The organism is Vibrio paucivorans, from assembly GCF_054053395.1.
This window is the reverse complement of record NZ_CM133230.1, coordinates 1365175-1386010: the sequence shown is the minus strand read 5'-3', so window position 1 is coordinate 1386010 and position 20836 is coordinate 1365175. Positions and strand designations below refer to the sequence as shown.

Here is a 20836-nt window from a genome sequence, read left to right as displayed (position 1 = left end):
AGATTGAAGAAAAAATCGGAATGATTTGAAGAGTTAGTTCAAAATATTTGAATAGGGAAATTCCATGCATCATGCAATCACTATCGACGCACTGAGAGCGCTCGATGCCATCGACAAAAAAGGAAGTTTTGCTGCCGCTGCAGAATCACTTTATAAGGTTCCATCGGCGCTAACTTATACAATAAAGAAACTAGAAGATGATATGGGTGTCGCTTTATTTGATCGTTCGAAACAACGCGCATCGCTTACGCCCGCGGGCCAATTAGTTCTAGAACACGGGCGAGAAATTCTGCTCGCTACGCATCGTTTAGCCGCATCCGTTCAACAGCTGGAGTCTGGCTGGGAAAGTGAGCTGCGTATCGCGCGTGACTCCATCATTCCCCATTCTCCTATCTTCACACTCATTAATGAATTCAATAAGCTCGAACAAAATGTTGATATTAGCCTTAGTGTCGAAGTACTAGGGGGTGGCTGGGATGCCCTTCACAGCCGCAGAACGGATATTGTCATCGGTGCAACAGGCGAATTACCCAAAGGACTGTTTGAAACCCATCATATCGGCTCTGTGTCTTTCACTTTTGCGGTTGCCAGCCACCACCCTTTAGCCTCGCTAGACAGTGTGATCACCGCAGAGCAGTTGGCAGAATATCCGTCTATTGTTGTCTCCGACACCTCACAATTGTTGCCAGTGCGTGATAGTGGATTATTTAAGAGCAAACAAGTGATTCGTGTTAATTCAATCTCTTCCAAGCTGGAAGCACAGTTACAAGGCTTAGGAATCGGATTTTTACCACATCACATCGCTGAACCATTTTTGGACAGCGGGCAACTCATTGTAAAGGAGTGTGCTATTCCACGTCCGGCACAAGATCTCTATATTGCTTGGCACAAAGACAGTGATGGCAAAGCCTGCCAATGGTTTATCGAACAGCTCAAACAGCAAGATTGGGGAGTGAAGTAGTACTGGCCATACAACACAAACTTAATCATTGAGCACATTTGCTCAAAGAATGAGCTTTGGCTGAATGAAGTCGATAAATGCGGAAATTCGTTTCGCGACAGAAGAAGACTTGTAGTACACCGCATTCACCTGCTCTCTGTCGGTATTGGAAAGCTTTTCGGTTTCTAATATCGGCACTAAACGCCCTTCCTCAATGTCCTTTTTGACCATAAACCCCGATAAGCAAGCGATACCATTTCCAGCCAGCGCGAGCATTCTCACTGTCTCTCCATTACTGGAGGTGAACCTTGGACTCAAGGTTTCAAATCCTTTTAGCGGCCAGTGATTTAGGGTTTTGGGCGATGAAAACCCTATCGTATCGTGAGCATTCAGCTCTGCCACATATTTAGGAATACCACGGCGGGCTAAGTAATCCGGCGATGCTACTAAATAGAGTAAGCTTTTTCCCAGTGGACGAGCATGTAATGTCGAATCCTCTAGCTTGCCAATGCGAATGGCGAGGTCGGTTTTTTTCTCTATCAAGTCAACAAAGCCTTCATTCGACGTCAGTTCAAGCTGAATGTCTGGGTACGCTTGATTAAACGACTGAACCAAAGGTACCAACTGATGGAACACAAATGGACTAGCCGCATCGACCCTTAACCGCCCTTTAGGTAACTCGCCTCGCGAAACCACTTCTTCCTCGGCTTGCTGGATCTTAACTAAGCCTTCTCTAACGGCTTCAACAAACTGCCGACCTTCATCTGTCATTTCTACACGTCGAGTTGTACGGTTGAGCAATGAAACCCCAAGCTGCTTCTCTACTTTACTCACCGCTCTCGAAACACGAGCAACTTGGATATCTAGAACCTCTGCCGCCGCAGAAAACCCTCCACTGTCCACCACGGTCAGTAATATCTCCAGATCATCGGAACGTGTTCTCATCAGCTCTCTCGGTATCGTATAAAGTACTTAACTTATTTTATTGCAATTTCTACAAAAGTCATTTGTTAAAACCACCATTTTTAGCAACCACCTAACTGCGCATAATGCTCGCCAAGTTCAGCACATATCGCGTTCACGCACGTGAGCTCAAATTTGGGTCGCTCGCGATGAAGATAAAAAGAGAGAAATTATGCCTTTAGCACTTCTAGCATTGACGCTCAGCGCCTTTGCCATTGGAACCACAGAGTTCGTCATAGTTGGATTAATTCCTACTATGGCAACCGATTTGAACGTATCCATTCCTTCAGCAGGATTGCTTGTCAGCCTATATGCACTAGGTGTTGCAGTCGGAGCGCCTGTACTCACGGCACTCACTGGAAAATGGAATCGTAAACATGTTTTACTTGCCGTAATGTCGCTCTTCGTTGCAGGTAACATTCTAGCGTGGCAAGCACCGGGCTACACGACACTAGTAACCGCAAGAATATTGACAGGCCTTGCTCATGGTGTGTTCTTTTCTATAGGAGCGACCATTGCTACGGGATTAGTCGCTAAAGATAAAGCAGCCAGCGCCATCGCTATTATGTTTACTGGTTTAACCGTCGCTCTTGTCACTGGTGTACCGCTCGGTACTTATATTGGACAGACATTTGGCTGGCAATCGACCTTTTTAATCGTCGCTATTTTGGGGCTCATCGCATTAATTGGCAGCGCATTACTGGTCCCTAGTAACTTGAAACAGCCACCAGCTGCAAAGCTGTCGGCACAAATCAAAGTACTCACTCAGCCAAGGTTATTGTTGGTTTATGCCATCACTGCACTTGGGTATGGCGGCACATTTACAGCATTCACTTTCCTAGCACCTATCCTAGAGAATATTTCAGGCTTTGATGCCAATGCCATCAGCTTGATCATGCTGGTCTACGGAGTGTCCGTTGCCGTTGGCAATATTTGGGGCGGAAAGATGGCCGATAAAATGGGGCCAATTAAAGCACTAACTGTTATTTTCTCTGGCTTGGCCGCGATTTTGGTGGTGTTTAATTTTACGGCTGTAAACCCAATCACCGCCGTGATGACTATCTTGATTTGGGGGGCGTTTGCATTTGGAAATGTCCCCGGCCTTCAAGTCTATGTCGTTAAGCTGGCAGAGCAATACACACCAGACGCAGTCGATGTCGCTTCCGGCCTCAATATCGCTGCATTTAACGTTGGTATTGCACTGGGAGCATGGGGAGGTGGCCTCATCGTTGCCAATGTTGGCCTAATGCATACGCCTTGGATTGGTGCGATGATTGTTCTTCTTGCATTATGCCTAACTCGTTTGAGTGGAAAGCTCGATTCACGTTCCTCTCACCAGCAAGGAACTAACCTAGTTACTGAATAACTAGATACTGTTAGCTAGGTACTGTTAACTCGGTCACTGCCACCGAGTTAACAGTTTCAACTTAGAGATAAAGGTATGGATTGAATTACCTGGTTAGACCAGTTAATGTCATTTTTACATTCCGATAACAAAGTCTCACTATGCACATTGATCAACTCCTCCAACAAGCCGAAGATTGCGTTAACAACGGCACAACCATGACTTTCCCTCAAAGCTGGGCTCAAGGAAGAACAGCATTTGGTGGCATTTCCGCTGCATTGCTTTACACCGCAATGAAAGTCAAAGTGGCATCAGATCGCCCTCTACGCTCGCTGACGACCAACTTTGTTGGCCCACTGCTTTCCGACACACCTTTTTCATTTGAAGTGGAAGTTCTGCGTGAAGGGAAAAATGCTTCCCAACTCACTTCGCGTCTGGTTCAGAATGGCGACGTAGCGGTAATGCAGCAAGCTAGTTTTGGTATCGATCGTTTCTCTGAAATTGAAGTCGCTAACTCAGAATCACATAACCTTAGTCAGCCAAATTCACTACCACTGGTGCCTTTTGTCCCATCCGTGACACCAAGTTTTATCGGCAATATCGATTTAGCGATTGAAGAAGGTGCAATGCCTTATACTGGGCAGCCAGACTCTCATGTGCATGGATGGATGCGCTTCAAAGAGCCACCAACTCATATCTCAGATGCTCACTTGATCTGCCTAATTGACGCTTGGCCACCAGCGGTGCTGCAAATGATGAAAGGGCCAGCACCAGCGAGCACTATGATGTGGAACCTAGAGTTCATTCACCCTCATAAGCCGGTTGACCCTAAAGAATGGTTTGCCTATAAAGCGATTACGCGCCAAGCCGGGAATGGCTACGCCCACTTAGAGGCTGATATTTGGAACGACACAGGCGAGCTTGTCGCGATTAGCCGACAAAGCGTTGCGGTTTTCAGTTAGCCTTACTGCAGGCACTCTAAACTAACATGTGTGGTGGCAGTATCGTGTTTGGCTCAAAAGGTTGTGCTCTAGACACGTGACGTATCTTTAACCGTCCCGGCCACCCAGAACTCATTCTCTCTCGACTGAACTTGCTCTGCTAAAAAGTCGACAAAGCAACGAATCCTAGCCGTACGACGTAGATCTCGATGCAGCAGCAACCAAATGCTTCGATAAGGCAACGGCTTTTGAAATGGCGCTCGAACCAAATTCGGGTGTCTGTCTCCTAAGTTACAAGCAAGATATGCCATACCCAAACCTGAGGCTGCCAGCGAAATCAGTGGCACTAATTCGGACACTCGATGCTTTAGCGTCGCTTTAGGATAAAAGCTCTCTTTCAACCATTTTGCTGATACATCGCCTTCTGGTTCATGCCAGCCAATAAAGTTGAGCCCCTCTCCTGCGTTATCTTTTACTTTTTCTGCGTATTCGCGAGTGCAATACGCCGCTTGCGACATTTGTACTAGTCGACGCCCTACCGCGTCGTCATACACTTCATTGGCCACACGAATCGATACGTCGGCTTCACGACGGTTCAAGTTAGCAATTTCATTACCAAACTGCAGGTTCAAAGTGATGTCTGGGTAACGCTCAGCAAACAGAGCAAAGTCATCCATCAAAGACGTCATCGCCATCCCATGCGGTAACGAGACATACACCATACCAACAGGATCGGCATCCCGGCCAATGATCATTCTCGACGCCGATATCATTTCATCTTCAACCCTCTCTGCATAAGGCAGTAGTTCTTCACCTATTTGGGTCAGAACCAATCCCTGCTTTGAACGGTCGAACAATCGGCTGCCGACTTTCTCCTCCATGACAGAGATTCGACGTGTCAGAGTGGTGTGGTTCACGTCGATACTCTCTGCTCCACCACGCAGTGTCCCAGCACGAACAACCGCTAGAAAATACTTCAGATCATCCCAGTTAAACGCATAACTTTCATTACTTATCACGTCTTCACTCCACCTTTCTATTACCGAACCCTACGTAGCGTTTATACATGCTTAACGCCAAGTCTGACTGTTCTCATGCTTGCATCTTTATGGTTCACTTTTGAAACACCATGTCCACTTTTACCCGTATACAGGCCATTTTTCAATCATGCTAACTTAATCCCATGTCAACAATCACACCATTGGAGAAAGACATGAAAACAATTAAAACGGTATTGATTACCGGCGCGAATGCCGGAATTGGTTTTGAGTCAGCTCGACAACTCGCTCAACAAGACGGCATAAACAAGATCATTCTAGGCTGCAGAAGTCTAACAAAAGCAAGAGAAGCAAAAGCACAACTCGAAGCACTCACTGGGAAGAATATATTTGAAATCCTAATCCTAGACGTTTCTAACTCAAGCTCGGTACGCAGTGCAGTCACTACTCTAAACGCACCTCTCGATGCAGTGGTTCTCAATGCAGGCGGCACAGGCGGGCGTACACCCCACCAACTCACCAGCGATGGCGTGACGACAATTTTTGCGGCAAATGTGCTAGGACACGTAGTACTAGTAGAAGAGCTGATTAAGCATCAGTTGGTCACTTCAACCATCTTGTATGCTGGGTCAGAAACTGCTCGAGGCATTCCTAAAATGGGTGTTGCTAAACCTGAATTAACATCTTCGTCCGTCGACGAATTTGCCTCTATCGCCGACGGCAGCAAGTTCAACAGTAATGCCGACCCTTTAGATATCTATGGAACCATCAAGCTAACGGGAACGTTATGGATGGCATCAATGGCGAGGCAACACCCACACCTTCGCTTCGTGACCATGAGCCCTGGCGGCACAACGGGTACTAACGGAATGGACGATCTACCCTTCCTGAAGAAAGTCTTTTTCAAATACGTTGGCGGGCTGGTAATGCCCATGCTTGGCATGATGCACAGCGTGGAGAAAGGGGCAAAGCGCTATTTAGATGGCCTGTTTGATCCTCGCTTTGAAAGCGGTCACTTCTATGCAAGCCATGCGGGTTCTCCAACTGGCCCCGTTGTGGATCAGATCACTATCGACCCTTCATTTGGCGATACGTTTGCGCAGGACAATGCCCACCAAGCAATTCAACAATTTACCTAGATTTATTTCGATACCCAGAGGAGAAAAATGATGGATATGACACTTCAAATTTTAGTTGGATTGGCAACGCTAATGTTAACAGGACTTGGCATCATGTCGATGTTTGCCCCGCACAAGATGATTGCCAACTTTGCGTTAGAACCCGTGGGTAAAGCAGGCCTCAACACCATTCGTTCTGTTATCGGTGGCCTATTTCTAGCAAGTGTAACGATGCTCGCGCTAGGGTTAATTTCCGGCGATACTGAGGGCTACTTCTTCGTCGCAATTATCATGCTCGCCGTCGCGGTAGGAAGAGTCGTCGGCTTAGCCTTAGACGGATTCGATAAAGCTGTAATCCCTCCACTGCTACTGGAAGTGGTTATTGCTTCAGTACTGCTCTTCGCGCACATGAAAAACGGTGGCTTTTATTGATCAACTAGTTCCTATCAAACAAAGCAGCCATGACACCGGCTGCTTTTCTAATTTGACGGTAACAAACGTAAAATTTATTAAAGATAATATCTTCGCTGCTTACTTGGTGCTAATCTAGATCTAAAAGATAACTATTATCATGAAGTAACTATGAAAAAGCCGACATTTCGACAGCTTACTGTCACTAGTACCGAACAAATCTCTCCAAATATGCAGCGCATTGTTTTCCACGGTGAAGGCCTATCGGAATTCCCTGAAAACTGCGAAGGCAGCTATATCAAACTTCTTTTCAACCAATCTGGTGAAACCAACTTAGCAAGCCTAGAAGAAGGCGCTCGCCCTGCGATGCGCACTTACACAATTCGACAGTTTTCCAAACAGCAACGCTCTATTACTGTCGATTTCGTTCGCCACTTAACGCAAGATTTGCAATGTGGGTTTGCGGCTCGCTGGGCAATCAATGCAAAGGTAGGCGATACCATCAATATTGCTGGGCCAGGAGCAATCACAGACATTAATACCGATGTTGATTGGTTCTTTATGGTTGCCGATATGACTGCATTACCTGCACTGTCTGCAAAAGTATGTGCTCTACCCAGCGATGCTAAAGGCTATGCTGTCATTCAGGTGACTAGCCTTGACGATATTCAGAACCTACAGGTACCGAGCAGCCTGACTGTTACCTGGGTCACCGAGCAGGATTCTTTGATTGAGACAGTTCGTAACCAGCCATGGCTAGACGGTAGCGTATCGGTATGGGCAGCATGTGAATTTGATTCAATGCGTGCAATGCGAACATACTTCCGTAATGAAAAGTCGGTAGAACGTGAAAACATCTACCTAAGTAGTTACTGGAAAAAAGGCGTTACCGAAGACGGGCACAAGGTGCTTAAGAAAGAAGACGCCGACAAGCATGATGGCTAAGCTTCATAAAAATGGCGAGCCACTTGGCTCGCCTTAAATCTCTAAGTTACGCAACGATCATCGTGCCGCGTAGTATTGTCCGGCAATCACCCACCAGCTTAACCCTACCATTTGGCGTAAGTTCAGTAGATAAGTAACCACCTCGAGCAGACGCTTGGTACGCAGAAAACTGAGTTCGACTCGTCGCCTGAGCCCAAAACTGGGTTAACCTACAATGCGCAGACCCAGTCACTGGATCTTCATCAATTCCCACCCAAGGTGCAAAGTAACGAGAAACAAAATCTAAACTAGATTGCTCTGATGACGCAGTAACCACAACCCCCCTACCTTCTATGCTCTTTAGCCCACTAAAATTCGGTTTTATGTCGTGTACTACCTGCTCACATTTCACTTGAATTAACACCTTCGATGTAAACCCACAGTACGCTACAACATCATCCCGACTAAGGCCCAAGTTGCTCAATAAGTCCTCATTAACCGGTAGTGTAAAATCTAGTTCGGGCGCTGGAAAATCCAGCTCAGTGCTCGACTCCCCTACCTTAGCTATCAGCTCGCCAGATAAGGTCTGAAAAGCGATGGTGTCTCCCACTTGAACCAGCCCTTGCTCCTTCATTACGTTAACGACAGACAAGGTACCATGGCCACAAAGTTTCACTTCCACTTCTGGTGTGAACCAACGCAAGCGCATATCACTTAACGTCAGGAAAGCCGTTTCAGATAATGCCATTTCACTGGCGATCGATAACATCAAAGGTTCAGATAATGGCTCTTTGGTGATACACACGCCGGCAGGGTTGCCTTTGAATAGTTCACTAGTAAAAGCGTCTACTTGGTAGATTTCAACTTCCATTTATTACCTTTTAAATCAATTAGCTCTGCACGCAGAGTCAGTCTCTACAACGATTTGGTTAATCTAACGTTTCATTTTTAACAGGTGCGCAACCTAAATCAAGCGATTAATGTTAGAAGTACATTTAGCAGATGTTAAGAGTGAGAAAACCATGAAAGTGCTAATTCAATACACAAAAACAGGTAAATACAGGGATAGAGCTTGGGAATCGTTGAGCATTCGGGCGAAAGGAGAAATTCATGCCGTCACGCCATCATCCGCTTCTCAGCTCATCGAACAGAACAAAGCCGTACTATTTACGACAGAAAACGAAGACATCATCATTAAAGCGTAACGTTAATGAGCTCCTATTGGAGCTCATTACTTTTTGGCTCTAGGACTTTCCTAAGTAAGGTCTCAGAAAAGCTGCCACTTGCTCACCACACAAGCCGACTTCAACTTCAACACCGGCTCCCCTTAGCATAGTGATGCCTGCACCATTGTTACGTGGATCAGGGTCAAGCATTGCAACCACCACACGCCTGACACCAGCATTCGCTAATGTGCTCGCACACGCTGGCGTTCTACCAACAAATGAGCATGGTTCTAACGTGACATAGGCCGACACACCTTCTAGTGAGCCTTTGTAACTATTCAGTGCTTCCACTTCAGCGTGATTACCGCCAATAGCTTGAGTATGACCTTCTGACACAACCTTTCCATTTTTGACTAACACACACCCTATTGGCGGATTAGGCTGGCATTCAGGTAACGCTCGCTTTGATATTTCTAAAGCTTTAAGCATAAATTGTTCGTGCATAGCTCACTCTCAGTTACGGCATAAATGGATTACAGCCACTAACTAAAATTGCTTTCCACCATTGGTCTAATTACAAATTCATCAACGCAGCTGGACGACGATTGTAGCATCATCGTGAGAATTGCGCTGACAACATCATCAGCGGCTAAGTATTCTGGCCTATCCGCTTCACGAAATGGTGTATCAACTCCACCAGGATAAATGTTGCATACCTTAACACCATGCTGCCTTGCTTCTTTACGAAACACCTTTGTTAATGCATCGAATCCTGATTTAGAAGCAGTGTACGCCCCAATTCCTTGATTCGAGAACAGGCATACCGTAGACATCACGTTGATGATTGAGCCGGCTCCCTGTGGCAGCATAGCCTGATTGAACACTTCTTTCATACACGCAAATGGAGCAAGCATGTTAACTTTGACCATCCACTCTAGGTCGCCCAATTCAATCTCGTTCACTGCAGCTCTTGCAGAGTTTACACCTGCACAGTTGACCAGATAATCGATCCCACCAAGCTGAGTGTTAGATCGCGCAATAAAGTCGCTGACTTTTTGATATTCGGTAATATCAAACGCTTCATAAACCAGTTGATTATTTTCCTCTGAGATCAAACTCACTAGGTCGTCTAGCTTGCTGGCCGAACGTCCGCAAAACGCGACGTTCGCCCCAGCATTAATCAACTTGATTACTAGAGCTTTACCGATTCCTGATGTCGCACCTGTCACCAATACGTTCTTATTGCTCAAATAGTCTAAGCCCAACATGGTACTCACCTTAACTTGTTGTTAATCCAATACTCTGTTTGATTTATAACGAGTGCGCTTTGCACACCAGCTAAGAATTGTCAGAGTTTGTTCAACTGGGCTCTCTATCAAAAAAACGCCCCAAATCGGCAGTGTGATGTGAGGCGTTCGTTGAATATCTTCAATAAGATAAGCGGGTTAATCGAGGGACTTCTTGAATCGCGCGGAAGCGACAACCAATCCAACTACAGTGAAGCATGCGAGCCGGAGCGTGTCATGCCACATCCCACTTAGATCAGCACCTCTTAATACGATGCCACGGATCAAGCGCATGAAGTGTGTCGCTGGCAATGCCTCCGATATCCATTGAGCCGCATTTGGCATAGCTTCATAAGGGAACATGAACCCAGACAGTAAAATAGAAGGAAGCAAAATAAACACCGTCATCTGCATCGCTTGTAGCTGGGTAGAAGCAATGGTTGAGATCACCAAGCCCAAAGTTAGGCTGGCAGAAATAAACAGCAAGGTGCCGAACAATATCTGGCTTATGGCTCCATTAATTGGCACACCAAATATCACGTTACCTAAGCCCAGGATGATGAACACCTGTATCAAACCGACAAAGATATACGGGACTATCTTCGCCACCATTAACTCAAACGAGTGAATCGGCGTAGTAATCAGCAGCTCTAAATTGCCACGTTCTCTCTCACGTACAATTGCCGCGCTGGTAAACAGAATCATTGTCATAGTAAGAATAACTCCAAGCAAACCCGGTACGATGTTTACAGCTGAGCGGCGACTTGGGTTATAAAATAGTGCGACTTCAAACGTCTTAGCTTGTGCCGGACGGATATCAAAATCGAAATCCGTCAACGGCATATTCTGCAACGCCAAGATCGAAGAGCTGATCATGGTATCTGAACCATCCACTATCCACTGCCCTAGTACTCGACCTTGCGTCATACGTTGTGTGAGATCGGAAGGCAGAATTAAGGCGGCGCGAACCTCACCATTTTGAATCGCGACTTCTGCTTCTTCAGCGGTCGAGTACGTGGCTTTTACATCTACAACCTGCGTAACCTTAACCGACTCAGTAATCACTCGCCCCGCGGTACTTTGGCTTTGGTCTACCACCCCGATAGGGATGTCACGTACGTCGGTATTGATGGCAAAGCCAAATAGGAGCAACTGAATCAGAGGAATCATCACCACCATGCCAAACGTGATCCTGTCACGGGAGAGCTGGCGAATTTCCTTTATCATGATAGCTTTCATACGAGCAAATGACTGAATCATTGACGTCCCTCCCCTGTCACAGTGACGAACACGTCTTCAAGACTTGGTCTCGCAAGATTCATCTCCGCATCGACTAACTCAGGATAGCTTTCACGCAACCAACCAATCGGGTCTTCGATATGCTGATGGATAAGCACTCTTAGGCGAATACCAAGTTGAGCAGCAGACCGAACTTCTTGGCTCTGAAGTAATTTCTCTTTTAATGCCCTTAAGTTATCGGCCTTAACTTCAACAATCTTCACTCCCATGTCCGCCATCAACTGTTCTGGTTCACCATCCGCTCGTATGCGCCCGGCTTCCATAATGGCTAAACGGTGGCACCGCTCTGCTTCATCCATATAGTGAGTTGTCACCAGAATAGTTGTGCCTTGATCAGACAAGTCAAACAACTGCTCCCAAAAGTCTCGACGGTTTTCAGGATCCACCGCTGATGTCGGTTCATCCAAAAAAAGAAGTTCGGGTTTATGCATCGTGGCTGCCGCGAGGGACAAACGTTGTTTTTGCCCTCCACTCATTCCACCGACTCGCTGCTTACGGCGCTGATCTAAACCATATGTCTCAAGCTGCTCTTGAATACGTTGCTTCAATGACCGGTTGTCCATGCCAAATATCTGGCCAATAAACTCCAAGTTTTCTTCAACGGTGAGATCATCATAAAGCGAGAACTTTTGTGTCATGTAACCAATTTTCAGACGAAGTAATTCAGATTGTTTAGGTATCTCTAGCCCTAATACATCGACTTCCCCTTCTGACGGGCTCAAAAGCCCAGTCAACACGCGAATCGTCGTGGATTTTCCACAGCCATTTGGCCCGAGGAAACCATAGATGCTGCCTTTTGGCACGTTGAGCGTAATGTCGTCAATAGCGGTGAAGTCACCAAATTTTTTAACGACATTGTGCGCTTTAATTGCGTACTCCATCGTTATTATTCTCCCGCTAAGTCAATTTGGGTTGGTACACCAGAAGGAAGATTTTGCGCCGAAGGCTCCAAGTCGACTTCAGCTAAATACATAAGGCGAGAACGCTCATCTTCAGTTAATGCATAGTAAGGGGTAAATGAGGGTTCCGTTGCTACCCAACGTACTTTTCCAGCGACTGGCGCATCAAGCCCATCGACATTAACTAGCACGGATTTTCCAGGCACGAAATCAATCCGATGACTTGCTGGAACATAGACTCGAGCATAAGGAACTCGACTGGCTTGGATCACCGCAACCACACCATTAACAGGGACTCGCTCACCTAGGTTGTATGGCAAGTTATCTAAGATGCCATCACGAGTAGCTACTATGGTGAGTTCGCTTAGTTTTTGCTTCTGCAATGCAACATCCGCTAGCGCGGCATCTAGCTGAGCCTTGGCTTGTTCAATGTCTTCAGGGCGCGAACCCGCCGTCAGTTTGCTAAATTCTTCATTCGCAGATTCTAATTCGGCTTTCGCTGAGTCTCGAGACGCCAAAGCCGTGTCTTTTTCAGATTGGCTAATCAGCTTTTTCTCAACCAATTCGGCTTTACGAGTATAGTTTTTTTGCGCTTCGGTTAGTTGTGCAGCGGCACGATTCACACTTGCTTGCGCGGCTGCGATGTCTTCTGGGCGCTCACCATTGGTTAGCTTCAGTAGATAGGCTTCGGCTTTACTTTGCTCGGCAACAGCGTGTGCAAGCACCGCTTCTTGACTTGTCGTGTCGAGCCTTACCAATACATCACCTTTCTGGACCGCAGACCCTTCTATCGCTGGCAACTCACGAATAATTTCATTTGCTGTCGCAGTGAAAGTCACTCGGTCTCGTTCAAGAGTACCTAGCGCTTGTGAAGAGTCATTTGGAGAACACGCAGTAAGTAAGACGAGAAATGCCGAGCAAATCAAAAGCCGTTTCATATAGACCTCAGTTTATCAGGTAAGGCGCGAGCCGATCACACTATTGTATTGCAATGAATTTATAGAATAGCGCTTTCAATATGCTTAATAATAGAAACTTAATTCATACAAAATTAACCTAGTGATTAATTAATTGAAGGGACTAAAAAGGCCCTCACATATGGAGGACCTTTGCAGTTCGAACTGGTTAGAATGGATGTCGCATCAGCTGCTTACTTGATTCAAGCATTTGCTCAGCAACATAACGATGTGTCGCGGTTGTTGGGTGTGTGACATCCCAAAATACAAACTTGTCGGCCCCCTGATTCGCACACTCATTTCGCAATCCATGACGATACAAGTAGTCGATTGCCGATGAACGATTAATGTCCAAACAGGCTTCACTGGCATTTGCAAATCCATGCTGCTGAGGGGCTGAAGTAAGCGACTCAAACAAGGTATAAGTATCGTACAAGGTGATCTTGTACCCCTGCATGATGTAGTACTGCGCTTGTGATTCGATGAAAGCATTCATCTCTAAAATCTTCGCTCGAATCTTGTCGATTTCCTCTTGCGAAGAATATTTTAACTGCGGGGCGCGAGTTGCATCAGGCAACGTCATCAATAATAAGTTTTCGGCTCCTGCATCAGTCAATCGAGTCATGGCTTCCGAATAATCTGATTTCACCTCGGCAACACTGCGTCCGTAATTCATAAAATCATTCAAGCCAAATTCTAAAGTAAACAAGGTATTAGCTGGTAAGTAGTTTTTCGCCATTTTCATATAAGTGAGATAAGACGATACTTGCTCCCCTACACCTGTGAGGGCGATGTATTGATTTTCACCCGCAGCTCCACCAACCGCCCAGTTGTAGACTGGTAACTGCTTCTCTTTTGCGATGTACTCAGTCCAAACCAACCCATTAGAAAAGTGGCCTAAAAACCAGCTGTTAGGGTTCGGAAATTTCCATTGCGATGCATTAAAGATGTTTCCGGTATCCGACAGGCTGTCGCCGAACGCGACCACTTTATTGATCTTTTCTGGTTGTGTTTCGGAGTCATTGCTCCAAATCGTATGGTTGTAAGACCAACGATTATCAGCAGCAAAGTAAGTGATATCAGCATTATCATTGGCTAGATCTAACGTTTCTTCACAGCGCTTTCGTATCTCACTTTGCGAGGTATTGGTGTAAAACATATTTTTGAATGACACTGCACTCCACCAATATCCATCGATAGTGAAATAACTGCCATCGGAGTTTTCTGCCCATTCCCAGTCAGTCGCCGAATCGTCTGTGGAATAGCTCGTTCGATACCAGCATCGGACGTAGGTATAGGTCTGTTTTGACTGGACGCTTCGTACCTGAGCAGCGGTCACCATTTCAGGAGATAGCCCCTGCATAGGTTGAGTTTCGGCTGCAACCGCTAAACTGATCGGCAATAGAATAGCCCCAACTGACGTTATTGCTTTGTTCATAGTTCACTCTTCTTTATTGATTATTGTCTTTTTTATATGAGATCGAATCTCATCAAGAGTGAGTTTTGAGTTTATGCTCTATTTAGTCAAATCTGGAGAAGGACAATATTCATTTCTGGTACAGAGGATTTATATTCAATAGATTTAGTGAATATCTAACGTTTTTCTCAACCGACAAAAACGCCTTACGAACTTTTCCACAAAACTTAGTCCCTTTTTGACGGCAAACTTGCTCTTGTTCTCTCGCTTTCGATAGTGAGCGAGAATAGTTCAAATGTTTGAATTGACTGAATATTCTCGACTCTACCGCTTGTCTTTTGATACCTTGCAAGGTTTGACTAAGTAGCAATAGAAACCCTTTACGATCTTGTTCGTACCGGGAAGCCTGCTCCCCTAACGATTTTGCTTTCAGGGACGAAATCCATACTATCGCTAATGTCGCGAGCCATACTGCCACTGGAACCAGCACTAGCTCTCCACCAATGTAGGCCACCAATGCCAAAAATATAATGGCAAAAGGTAAATCAATAAACCCTGCGATTATTCCACCGGAATACCACTCTTTGACGCGGCTTACCGACCCTAACCCTTCTTCAACACCACCAACTCCAGCATGACGAAGTTGTGATGGTTCCGCGCAGCCAATTTTTTCTATCAACCGCTGATACGTCATGTTTTCAGTATTGTTAGCCGCTGCCGACAGTATCCAACTTCGCACAAAACGGATCAGCGCTTCTAAACCAACCGCTACAGCCGCCCCAATAAGTAGCAAGGTTGCCGTCCCATAACTTTGGTTTGGCAGTATACGATCGTAGATTTGCAAGACGGTAAGTGGAACAGCTAAGGAAAGGAGGTTAATAAGTAGTGATGGCAGTAAAACCTTAGCCACCACTTGGTTGTTCTTAAGAGTGTTGGAGCGCATACCCAGTCCTTATAAAACGTTATGAAATAAGGTTGGTACAGGCTTTGAGGATCTGCAAGGTAACAAGCTGATTTAAAATAGAAATATGACCTAAATCTACAACTGGATTTAGGTACTAACCAGCATTACTCCACAAGGTATTATGATTGTTCACGGATCGGTTAGCGCCTTTGGCACGTCGTACAACCACGGCATGCTGAGCGTGTTTGACGATCGAGGCGCCCGCGCTGAATTTTACAATAGGCATTCTTTAATGCTCTTCTAGCAGAAAACCAATCATCAGGTTTGGCTAACAATAAATTGCCAACGAAACGTTTGGTAAGCGGCTCGCGAAACTCTTCTATGAATTGTCGGTCAAAACCAATCTCAAAGTAGTCCAAAGCTTCTTCGATACAAGTAAAGCTAGCAATCGTGTCTTGAATAGGTATTTGAGCCATAACAGCCTAATTAGAAATAGAATGCTTGGTATTATACCTAGCCACAACGTCTTCAAACATTGATATCACAACAAGTTGAAGAGCATTCCTTAGCGACCAGCGGCCACTAATGAGGACAAAATAAGAACAAGATCCCATAATATCCAGCACAATCTAGCATTTTTGATTTTATGGGAGCAGTTCAACACTATTAAATGTCTATATCGCTATCCTAAATTGAGTGAATCAACCATGAGGGTATTGTGATGAAATATAACCATATACTAGTTGCACTCGAGCTGTCAGAAGATAGCCATGTCGTCATCGATAGAGCCGTATTTCTCGCCAAGCAGTTGGGTGCCCAGCTCTCATTTGTCCATATTGATGGAACCCATGGCGAAATCTATCCTGAACTCATCGATTTGCAGCAAAGTACAGATGATGGCCCACTAAACAACGAAGCGATGGAGCAGTTACGTGGCTTTATGTCGTATACCGACCATCCATTGAAGCAGTTTTTGGTAGGTACCGGTGACTTGAGTGATAAGCTACAAGCGACCATCGTTGAGAATGATGTCGACTTGCTGGTTTGTGGTCACCACCACGACTTTTGGAGTCGTATTGTGTCCTACTCAAAACATCTAATCGATAAATCTCCAGTCGATATTTTGGTCGTGCCTATTTAAGAGATACAAATGTCGGCTTAAACAAACAACGGCCACGCATTGCGTGGCCGTTTTGCTATGCAGTTAACTCACTATGTTTAATGACGATAGAAAGTTAGCGTCTCTTCATCGCTTCCCTCAACGACTCGAACCGTCATTACATCGCCAGATACTGTAACGAACAGTTGATTGTCTGAACTGTCTGCAAAATCAGATAGACCAGTATCACCATTCAAGTCTGTTCCCAGAGAATCAAACGAAATAATCATTTCATTAGTTTGTGAGTTAAGCTCATAGCTACCCCACTCTAAGCCGTTGTCTTCACTTGGGTTATCTGCAGTGCTTAAGTCCGTATCAACCTCAGCATGAACATAGGTTCCATCATCAAGGAAAGTAAACATCAGCAATTCATTTTCATTCTCACCCGCAATCAACCAAGTGCCCACGATGCCATTGCTGGTTAGCTTAGTGAATGTCATTGTCTCAGTACCGACGTTTACTTCATTTTCATACTCAGTGATGTTGAATGTTAGGGTCAAACCATCGTCACTGAAAGAAAATACGACTGTTGCACCATCTTGAGAGTCAGTTAAGTCAGAGGTAATGATATCAGTCAGGCCTGTATCGCCATTTTCATCGAAGTAAGTTGTTTCACTAAAGAATTCTTCTAGGTCATTAACTTCGTATTCCCCCCACTCCATACCATTGATTTCATCAGGGTTTTCGGCATTTTCTAGATCAGTATCGATTTCAGCATGGAGGTAAGTGCCATCTTCAAAGAAAGTAAATAACAATAATTCATTCTCGTTGTCACCACTGATGAGCCAAGTGCCTACGAACTTACCAAAAGTGATATCAAAACTGTTCAACGATCCTTCAAAGTGGGAAAGTGCATCAGATTCATCGATCAACGTACTGATCGTACTTTCTTGCCCACCTTGAGCAATAACCGCTAATACTTCACTATCACTTTCAAAATCAGTTTTGCTGACATCAAAGTCGATATCTTCTGTTGCCGCTGTTTTCACATCATCGGAAATCGTAATGCCGTTGCTCGGGTCGCCATCCGTATCGAGAGTTTGCAAGAAACGAATGATGTTTACAACCTGATCATCCTCGGTGTCGTTACTATCAGCAATATCGAGCGGTGTGACAACACCTGAAGCTAATACAGGAGGAAAAGTCACTGAACCAATAGAAAAAGTGACTGTTTCGCCTTCTTCGTATTGGTAGTTACCATTTTCGTCAGTCACACCAGACAACGTTTCTGTTTCATAATTGATATTGGCAACCGCGGCATCAATAAACTGACCAGTCTGCGCAGTTGTTGAAGATCCTGATGAACCAGAACCGGAAGAATCTGAAGAACTCGAAGAGTCTCCCCCACAACCAGCCAATACAACCGAGCCACCTAGCAAGACGCTTAATAGAGTTTTATTCATCTTTTCTATCCTTGAACATGTAATACAAATGCATCAGAAAGATAGAGATAGGAACTAACAGAGGCAAATTAGTAAACCGTAGGGCCGCTGTTCGGAAGTAAGGATAGTTGACACGTAACAATTCTTTAACAAACAGTAAATTAGCAACCATTAATTTAGCGGTTAGTTATCAACCACCAACAAGAATAAATAACCCAAGAAAATTAATTGAGATCTTTTTATCTGCCAAACAAATACTTATAAATAACTCATTAGTAAGCGTAATTTTTATGAACAAAATCGCAAATCGTGATTGATATCACAACAATTGCACTTCATACTACAGCGCTCATCACGTCCCAACGTTTTAGTAAGGCGTAACTAGGTAGCAATGGATTGTGGCCAATTTGTACAATTAACGTATGCACTCAATCCAGAGTGACCACTTGAGTATTTGTCATGTCTAAAGCTTTAAAATTACCCAAAACAACACCCCAAACCGGAGATGTTAGAATTTTGGTTGCAGGGTTAGCCACGTTTATCACGATTTTTATGGCCTCACTTTTTATGAGCGGTAGCTTTAAAGCACAAGCATTAATAGAGAACAACGAAAATCCGTCGGTGCACATACTTTCTCAGCAGTATTGCGGCCTCGATGCTGTTTCCCAAATTGGCTTCCATTTCGCCCTTGAGGGCCAATATCATCAGCAAATTCCTTGCCCAAGTGGTAAAGCGAGCTAGTTAAAGCTTTTATTAGGCTGCCCTTTCGAAAGCAAGAAGTCTCGCATGGCTAAGTGTCCAAATTTGTTCGCGTATTTTATTGGCCAATATCCACCAGCACTTAACGAAGCCCCATAATCGTAGAGTAGTTTTAGCAGTTCTGTGAAGCCATTTTCTGCTGCTAAAACAATGGCTGCATCTAACTCTCTTTGGTCGATTCCGCCAGATTCCAATAGCGCGTGGCAACGTAAAGACAACCCTTTGCTCACAGCTTGCTTTAAGTCACCTATGCTCTGCTCACTCTGCCAACTCATTAAGTCTGTTACAGAAGGGAGTGGAACAGCGGAATCAGCGAAATAGCTCCCATGCGCCGACAAACAGATACTAGCGATCTGATAAGCGAATTCCTTTTGCTTTAGGAAGCCTTGCTTAACCAGATACTCAAGCATCACATGATCTTGATATATCACGCACGCTGCGATGAGCTCACCAGAGCAAGACGGTATCGATAAATTCGGGTTTCGCTCCAAGCAATCGATGATTTGCGCGGTTCGACCAAGCCTGAGCATGCACATCAATAACTCTGACGTTACAAATAGCTCCACATTATCTAGAGTCGGCCTCGTTGCTGATTCTGGGTCGACGACCAGTTGCCAATCAAATAGTCGCTGTGTGAGTAACGGATATCTCGCCAATCTCGACGTAAACGAATCGCTGAGGCACCAATCTACGACATGTCGCGACTCAGATAGCACAGAGTATCTGGATTTGTTATCAAACGCCTTAGCTAAATCGGAATCACTGAGTCCCACTAAGGACGACCATTCCGTATCAACTTTAATTAACTGATACAACACTGTGGGGTCGACATCGATAACCGAGACCACCTTAATAAAGGCTCGCTCCGAAGCAAATTTGATGGAAGAGAGTTTACGTGTTTCAGCGATTTCGCTTTGTTCTCCCCATGGAACGATATCAGATTGGGGTAAAGCTAAAATGACCGTCACCAAAAAGTCTGTAGAGTCTGAAAACAACGCTCGGCCTGATCGTCCATCAAAGTCAGAGTCAAAAAGCTGCTCTACTTCGTTAAGATCAGACAGGTTCCAACTCTGTACGCTATCTACACTTTCTTCAATCCCGTATTCGTCAAACGTTATGCTCGAAACAATATCGTTATGACTATCTTCGTGAAATTCGAGACACCTACCGCCGCACGTCACTTGGTGTAAATATACTGGCCCCTCCTTCCAGTTTTCAAATACACGAAAAGTAGAGTTGCTTTCTTTCCAATGTTTGAAGATAAACGGCGCGGTCGTAACGAGGTATCCACCTTTTTCCCGCTGCTCAGGGATATTACTGGTTGATAGGTGATAAAGAATAGGAGCAAGATTATCCATAATCAGCAAAACTCATCCAATTGGCGAAAATGTAATCATTTACCATAGCGGATCCATTCGCCTTGTAAACACTCCTAAGGTATCTTTGTTTGGTATTCATTCCGATGGGCAGTAGGCCTTTTATGAACGATAACCAACTCGAACTCCAACACATTTACTTAGAAGCGAACTTTCAGCGCTGGCATTCTATCTCGCGATTTTTTCTGCCCTATTACTGTTATCAGAGTGGTTTTGTCACTTCACAAGGCAAACCAAGTTGGGAAGTCGCACGCGAACGTTGCTCAGCCTCTAGCAATCTTGCTCGGCGAAAGGATGGTGTGTTAGTCCCTATGCTTCCAGAAGAAGTGTTAGTTGGCCAAATCAAAGCGTTAGAAAGAGATGGTGAGTTAACAGTTGAAGCATTGAGCGAATTACTAGAACGTCAACTGCACTATGTCGTCATCACCCGTTCTGAACTTGGCACGCTAAAGAAACTTGGCCTTGAAAAATCCATGCCTAAAGAATGGTATCAGTCCGAACAGCAGCCTACTTCTGCTCGATTGGATACTGCGGGGATAACCTTAAGTCAATAATAAAAGGCCAGCTCAATGAGCTGGCCTTTAAACATTAGC

22 protein-coding genes and 1 pseudogene are annotated in these 20836 nt (G+C 45.1%); 10 read left to right on the top strand and 13 right to left on the bottom strand.

All coding sequences use genetic code 11. From position 1 onward, the window contains the following. The first annotated feature begins 64 nt into the window (after positions 1–64). Positions 65–961 (top strand): LysR substrate-binding domain-containing protein, encoded by an 897-nt coding sequence (locus tag ACXABW_RS06510; protein WP_457524641.1) that lies wholly within the window; start codon positions 65–67, stop codon positions 959–961. Positions 962–1003: 42 nt separating this feature from the next. Here ACXABW_RS06510 and ACXABW_RS06505 read toward each other — a convergent pair whose 3' ends face one another. Next, the gene (locus ACXABW_RS06505) at positions 1004–1885 is read right to left on the bottom strand and encodes a LysR substrate-binding domain-containing protein (protein ID WP_457524640.1); all 882 of its coding nucleotides are present in this window, start codon (positions 1883–1885) and stop codon (positions 1004–1006) included. 190 nt (positions 1886–2075) lie between these two features. Here ACXABW_RS06505 and ACXABW_RS06500 point away from each other — a divergent pair, with 190 nt between their 5' ends. Continuing rightward, positions 2076–3269 carry an MFS transporter gene (locus ACXABW_RS06500; RefSeq protein ID WP_457524638.1) on the top strand — a complete coding sequence of 398 codons (1194 nt, stop codon included), beginning with the start codon at positions 2076–2078 and terminating at the stop codon, positions 3267–3269. Between the two features lie 140 nt (positions 3270–3409). Beyond that, positions 3410–4210: an acyl-CoA thioesterase gene (locus tag ACXABW_RS06495; RefSeq protein WP_457524636.1), complete on the top strand. Its 801-nt coding sequence runs from the start codon at positions 3410–3412 to the stop codon at positions 4208–4210. 68 nt (positions 4211–4278) lie between these two features. On the opposite strand, the gene ACXABW_RS06490 is transcribed toward ACXABW_RS06495, so the two are convergent. Further along, entirely contained in the window at positions 4279–5208 is a 930-nt protein-coding gene (locus tag ACXABW_RS06490) for a LysR family transcriptional regulator (RefSeq protein ID WP_457524635.1), read from the bottom strand. A 194-nt stretch (positions 5209–5402) separates the two neighbouring features. Here ACXABW_RS06490 and ACXABW_RS06485 point away from each other — a divergent pair, with 194 nt between their 5' ends. The 3 genes from ACXABW_RS06485 to ACXABW_RS06475 all read left to right on the top strand — a co-directional run bounded on the left by ACXABW_RS06485 (position 5403) and on the right by ACXABW_RS06475 (position 7661). After that, complete coding sequence (locus ACXABW_RS06485) at positions 5403–6326, top strand: SDR family NAD(P)-dependent oxidoreductase (RefSeq protein WP_457524633.1); 924 nt, start codon at positions 5403–5405, stop codon at positions 6324–6326. Between the two features lie 36 nt (positions 6327–6362). Beyond that, positions 6363–6737: a DUF4345 family protein gene (locus ACXABW_RS06480; protein ID WP_265689590.1), complete on the top strand. Its 375-nt coding sequence runs from the start codon at positions 6363–6365 to the stop codon at positions 6735–6737. A 150-nt stretch (positions 6738–6887) separates the two neighbouring features. Next, positions 6888–7661 carry a siderophore-interacting protein gene (locus ACXABW_RS06475; protein ID WP_457524631.1) on the top strand — a complete coding sequence of 258 codons (774 nt, stop codon included), beginning with the start codon at positions 6888–6890 and terminating at the stop codon, positions 7659–7661. 46 nt (positions 7662–7707) lie between these two features. Here the strand turns inward: ACXABW_RS06475 and ACXABW_RS06470 are convergent, their stop codons facing one another. After that, entirely contained in the window at positions 7708–8511 is an 804-nt protein-coding gene (locus tag ACXABW_RS06470; RefSeq protein ID WP_457524630.1) for a PhzF family phenazine biosynthesis protein, read from the bottom strand. A gap of 151 nt (positions 8512–8662) precedes the next feature. Here ACXABW_RS06470 and ACXABW_RS06465 point away from each other — a divergent pair, with 151 nt between their 5' ends. Further along, complete coding sequence (locus ACXABW_RS06465) at positions 8663–8845, top strand: hypothetical protein (protein ID WP_252030553.1); 183 nt, start codon at positions 8663–8665, stop codon at positions 8843–8845. 39 nt (positions 8846–8884) lie between these two features. On the opposite strand, the gene ACXABW_RS06460 is transcribed toward ACXABW_RS06465, so the two are convergent. The 8 genes and pseudogenes from ACXABW_RS06460 to ACXABW_RS06425 form a co-directional block, all read right to left on the bottom strand. Then, positions 8885–9310 carry a bifunctional diaminohydroxyphosphoribosylaminopyrimidine deaminase/5-amino-6-(5-phosphoribosylamino)uracil reductase RibD gene (locus tag ACXABW_RS06460; protein WP_457524628.1) on the bottom strand — a complete coding sequence of 142 codons (426 nt, stop codon included), beginning with the start codon at positions 9308–9310 and terminating at the stop codon, positions 8885–8887. Positions 9311–9348: 38 nt separating this feature from the next. Further along, complete coding sequence (locus ACXABW_RS06455) at positions 9349–10074, bottom strand: SDR family oxidoreductase (protein WP_457524626.1); 726 nt, start codon at positions 10072–10074, stop codon at positions 9349–9351. Between the two features lie 177 nt (positions 10075–10251). Next, entirely contained in the window at positions 10252–11352 is a 1101-nt protein-coding gene (locus ACXABW_RS06450; protein WP_457524624.1) for an ABC transporter permease, read from the bottom strand. Continuing rightward, positions 11349–12272 (bottom strand): ABC transporter ATP-binding protein, encoded by a 924-nt coding sequence (locus tag ACXABW_RS06445; RefSeq protein ID WP_252030547.1) that lies wholly within the window; start codon positions 12270–12272, stop codon positions 11349–11351. The genes ACXABW_RS06450 and ACXABW_RS06445 overlap by 4 nt, the downstream gene beginning before the upstream one ends. A gap of 5 nt (positions 12273–12277) precedes the next feature. Beyond that, positions 12278–13228 (bottom strand): HlyD family secretion protein, encoded by a 951-nt coding sequence (locus ACXABW_RS06440; RefSeq protein WP_457524623.1) that lies wholly within the window; start codon positions 13226–13228, stop codon positions 12278–12280. A gap of 187 nt (positions 13229–13415) precedes the next feature. Continuing rightward, positions 13416–14684 carry an SGNH/GDSL hydrolase family protein gene (locus ACXABW_RS06435; RefSeq protein WP_457524621.1) on the bottom strand — a complete coding sequence of 423 codons (1269 nt, stop codon included), beginning with the start codon at positions 14682–14684 and terminating at the stop codon, positions 13416–13418. A 229-nt stretch (positions 14685–14913) separates the two neighbouring features. Continuing rightward, a pseudogene (locus tag ACXABW_RS06430) lies at positions 14914–15606 on the bottom strand (ABC transporter); the annotation flags it as partial. Between the two features lie 161 nt (positions 15607–15767). Then, entirely contained in the window at positions 15768–16043 is a 276-nt protein-coding gene (locus ACXABW_RS06425; RefSeq protein ID WP_457524619.1) for a nitrogen fixation protein NifW, read from the bottom strand. A gap of 245 nt (positions 16044–16288) precedes the next feature. On the opposite strand from ACXABW_RS06425, the gene ACXABW_RS06420 reads away from it, so the two are divergent. Next, the gene (locus ACXABW_RS06420; protein WP_457524618.1) at positions 16289–16708 is read left to right on the top strand and encodes a universal stress protein; all 420 of its coding nucleotides are present in this window, start codon (positions 16289–16291) and stop codon (positions 16706–16708) included. A 77-nt stretch (positions 16709–16785) separates the two neighbouring features. Here ACXABW_RS06420 and ACXABW_RS06415 read toward each other — a convergent pair whose 3' ends face one another. Then, positions 16786–18129, bottom strand: coding sequence for a hypothetical protein (locus ACXABW_RS06415; protein WP_457524616.1), 1344 nt, complete (start codon positions 18127–18129; stop codon positions 16786–16788). A gap of 438 nt (positions 18130–18567) precedes the next feature. Between ACXABW_RS06415 and ACXABW_RS06410 the strand changes: the two genes are divergently transcribed. Continuing rightward, positions 18568–18849 carry a hypothetical protein gene (locus ACXABW_RS06410; protein WP_457524614.1) on the top strand — a complete coding sequence of 94 codons (282 nt, stop codon included), beginning with the start codon at positions 18568–18570 and terminating at the stop codon, positions 18847–18849. Here ACXABW_RS06410 and ACXABW_RS06405 read toward each other — a convergent pair. Continuing rightward, the gene (locus ACXABW_RS06405) at positions 18846–20225 is read right to left on the bottom strand and encodes a hypothetical protein (protein WP_457524612.1); all 1380 of its coding nucleotides are present in this window, start codon (positions 20223–20225) and stop codon (positions 18846–18848) included. The two genes, ACXABW_RS06410 and ACXABW_RS06405, sit on opposite strands and share 4 nt — an antisense overlap. 122 nt (positions 20226–20347) lie before the next feature. Between ACXABW_RS06405 and ACXABW_RS06400 the strand changes: the two genes are divergently transcribed. Next, on the top strand, positions 20348–20797 hold the full coding sequence (locus ACXABW_RS06400) for a hypothetical protein (RefSeq protein WP_457524611.1): 450 nt from the start codon (positions 20348–20350) through the stop codon (positions 20795–20797). The last annotated feature ends 39 nt before the right edge of the window (positions 20798–20836 follow it).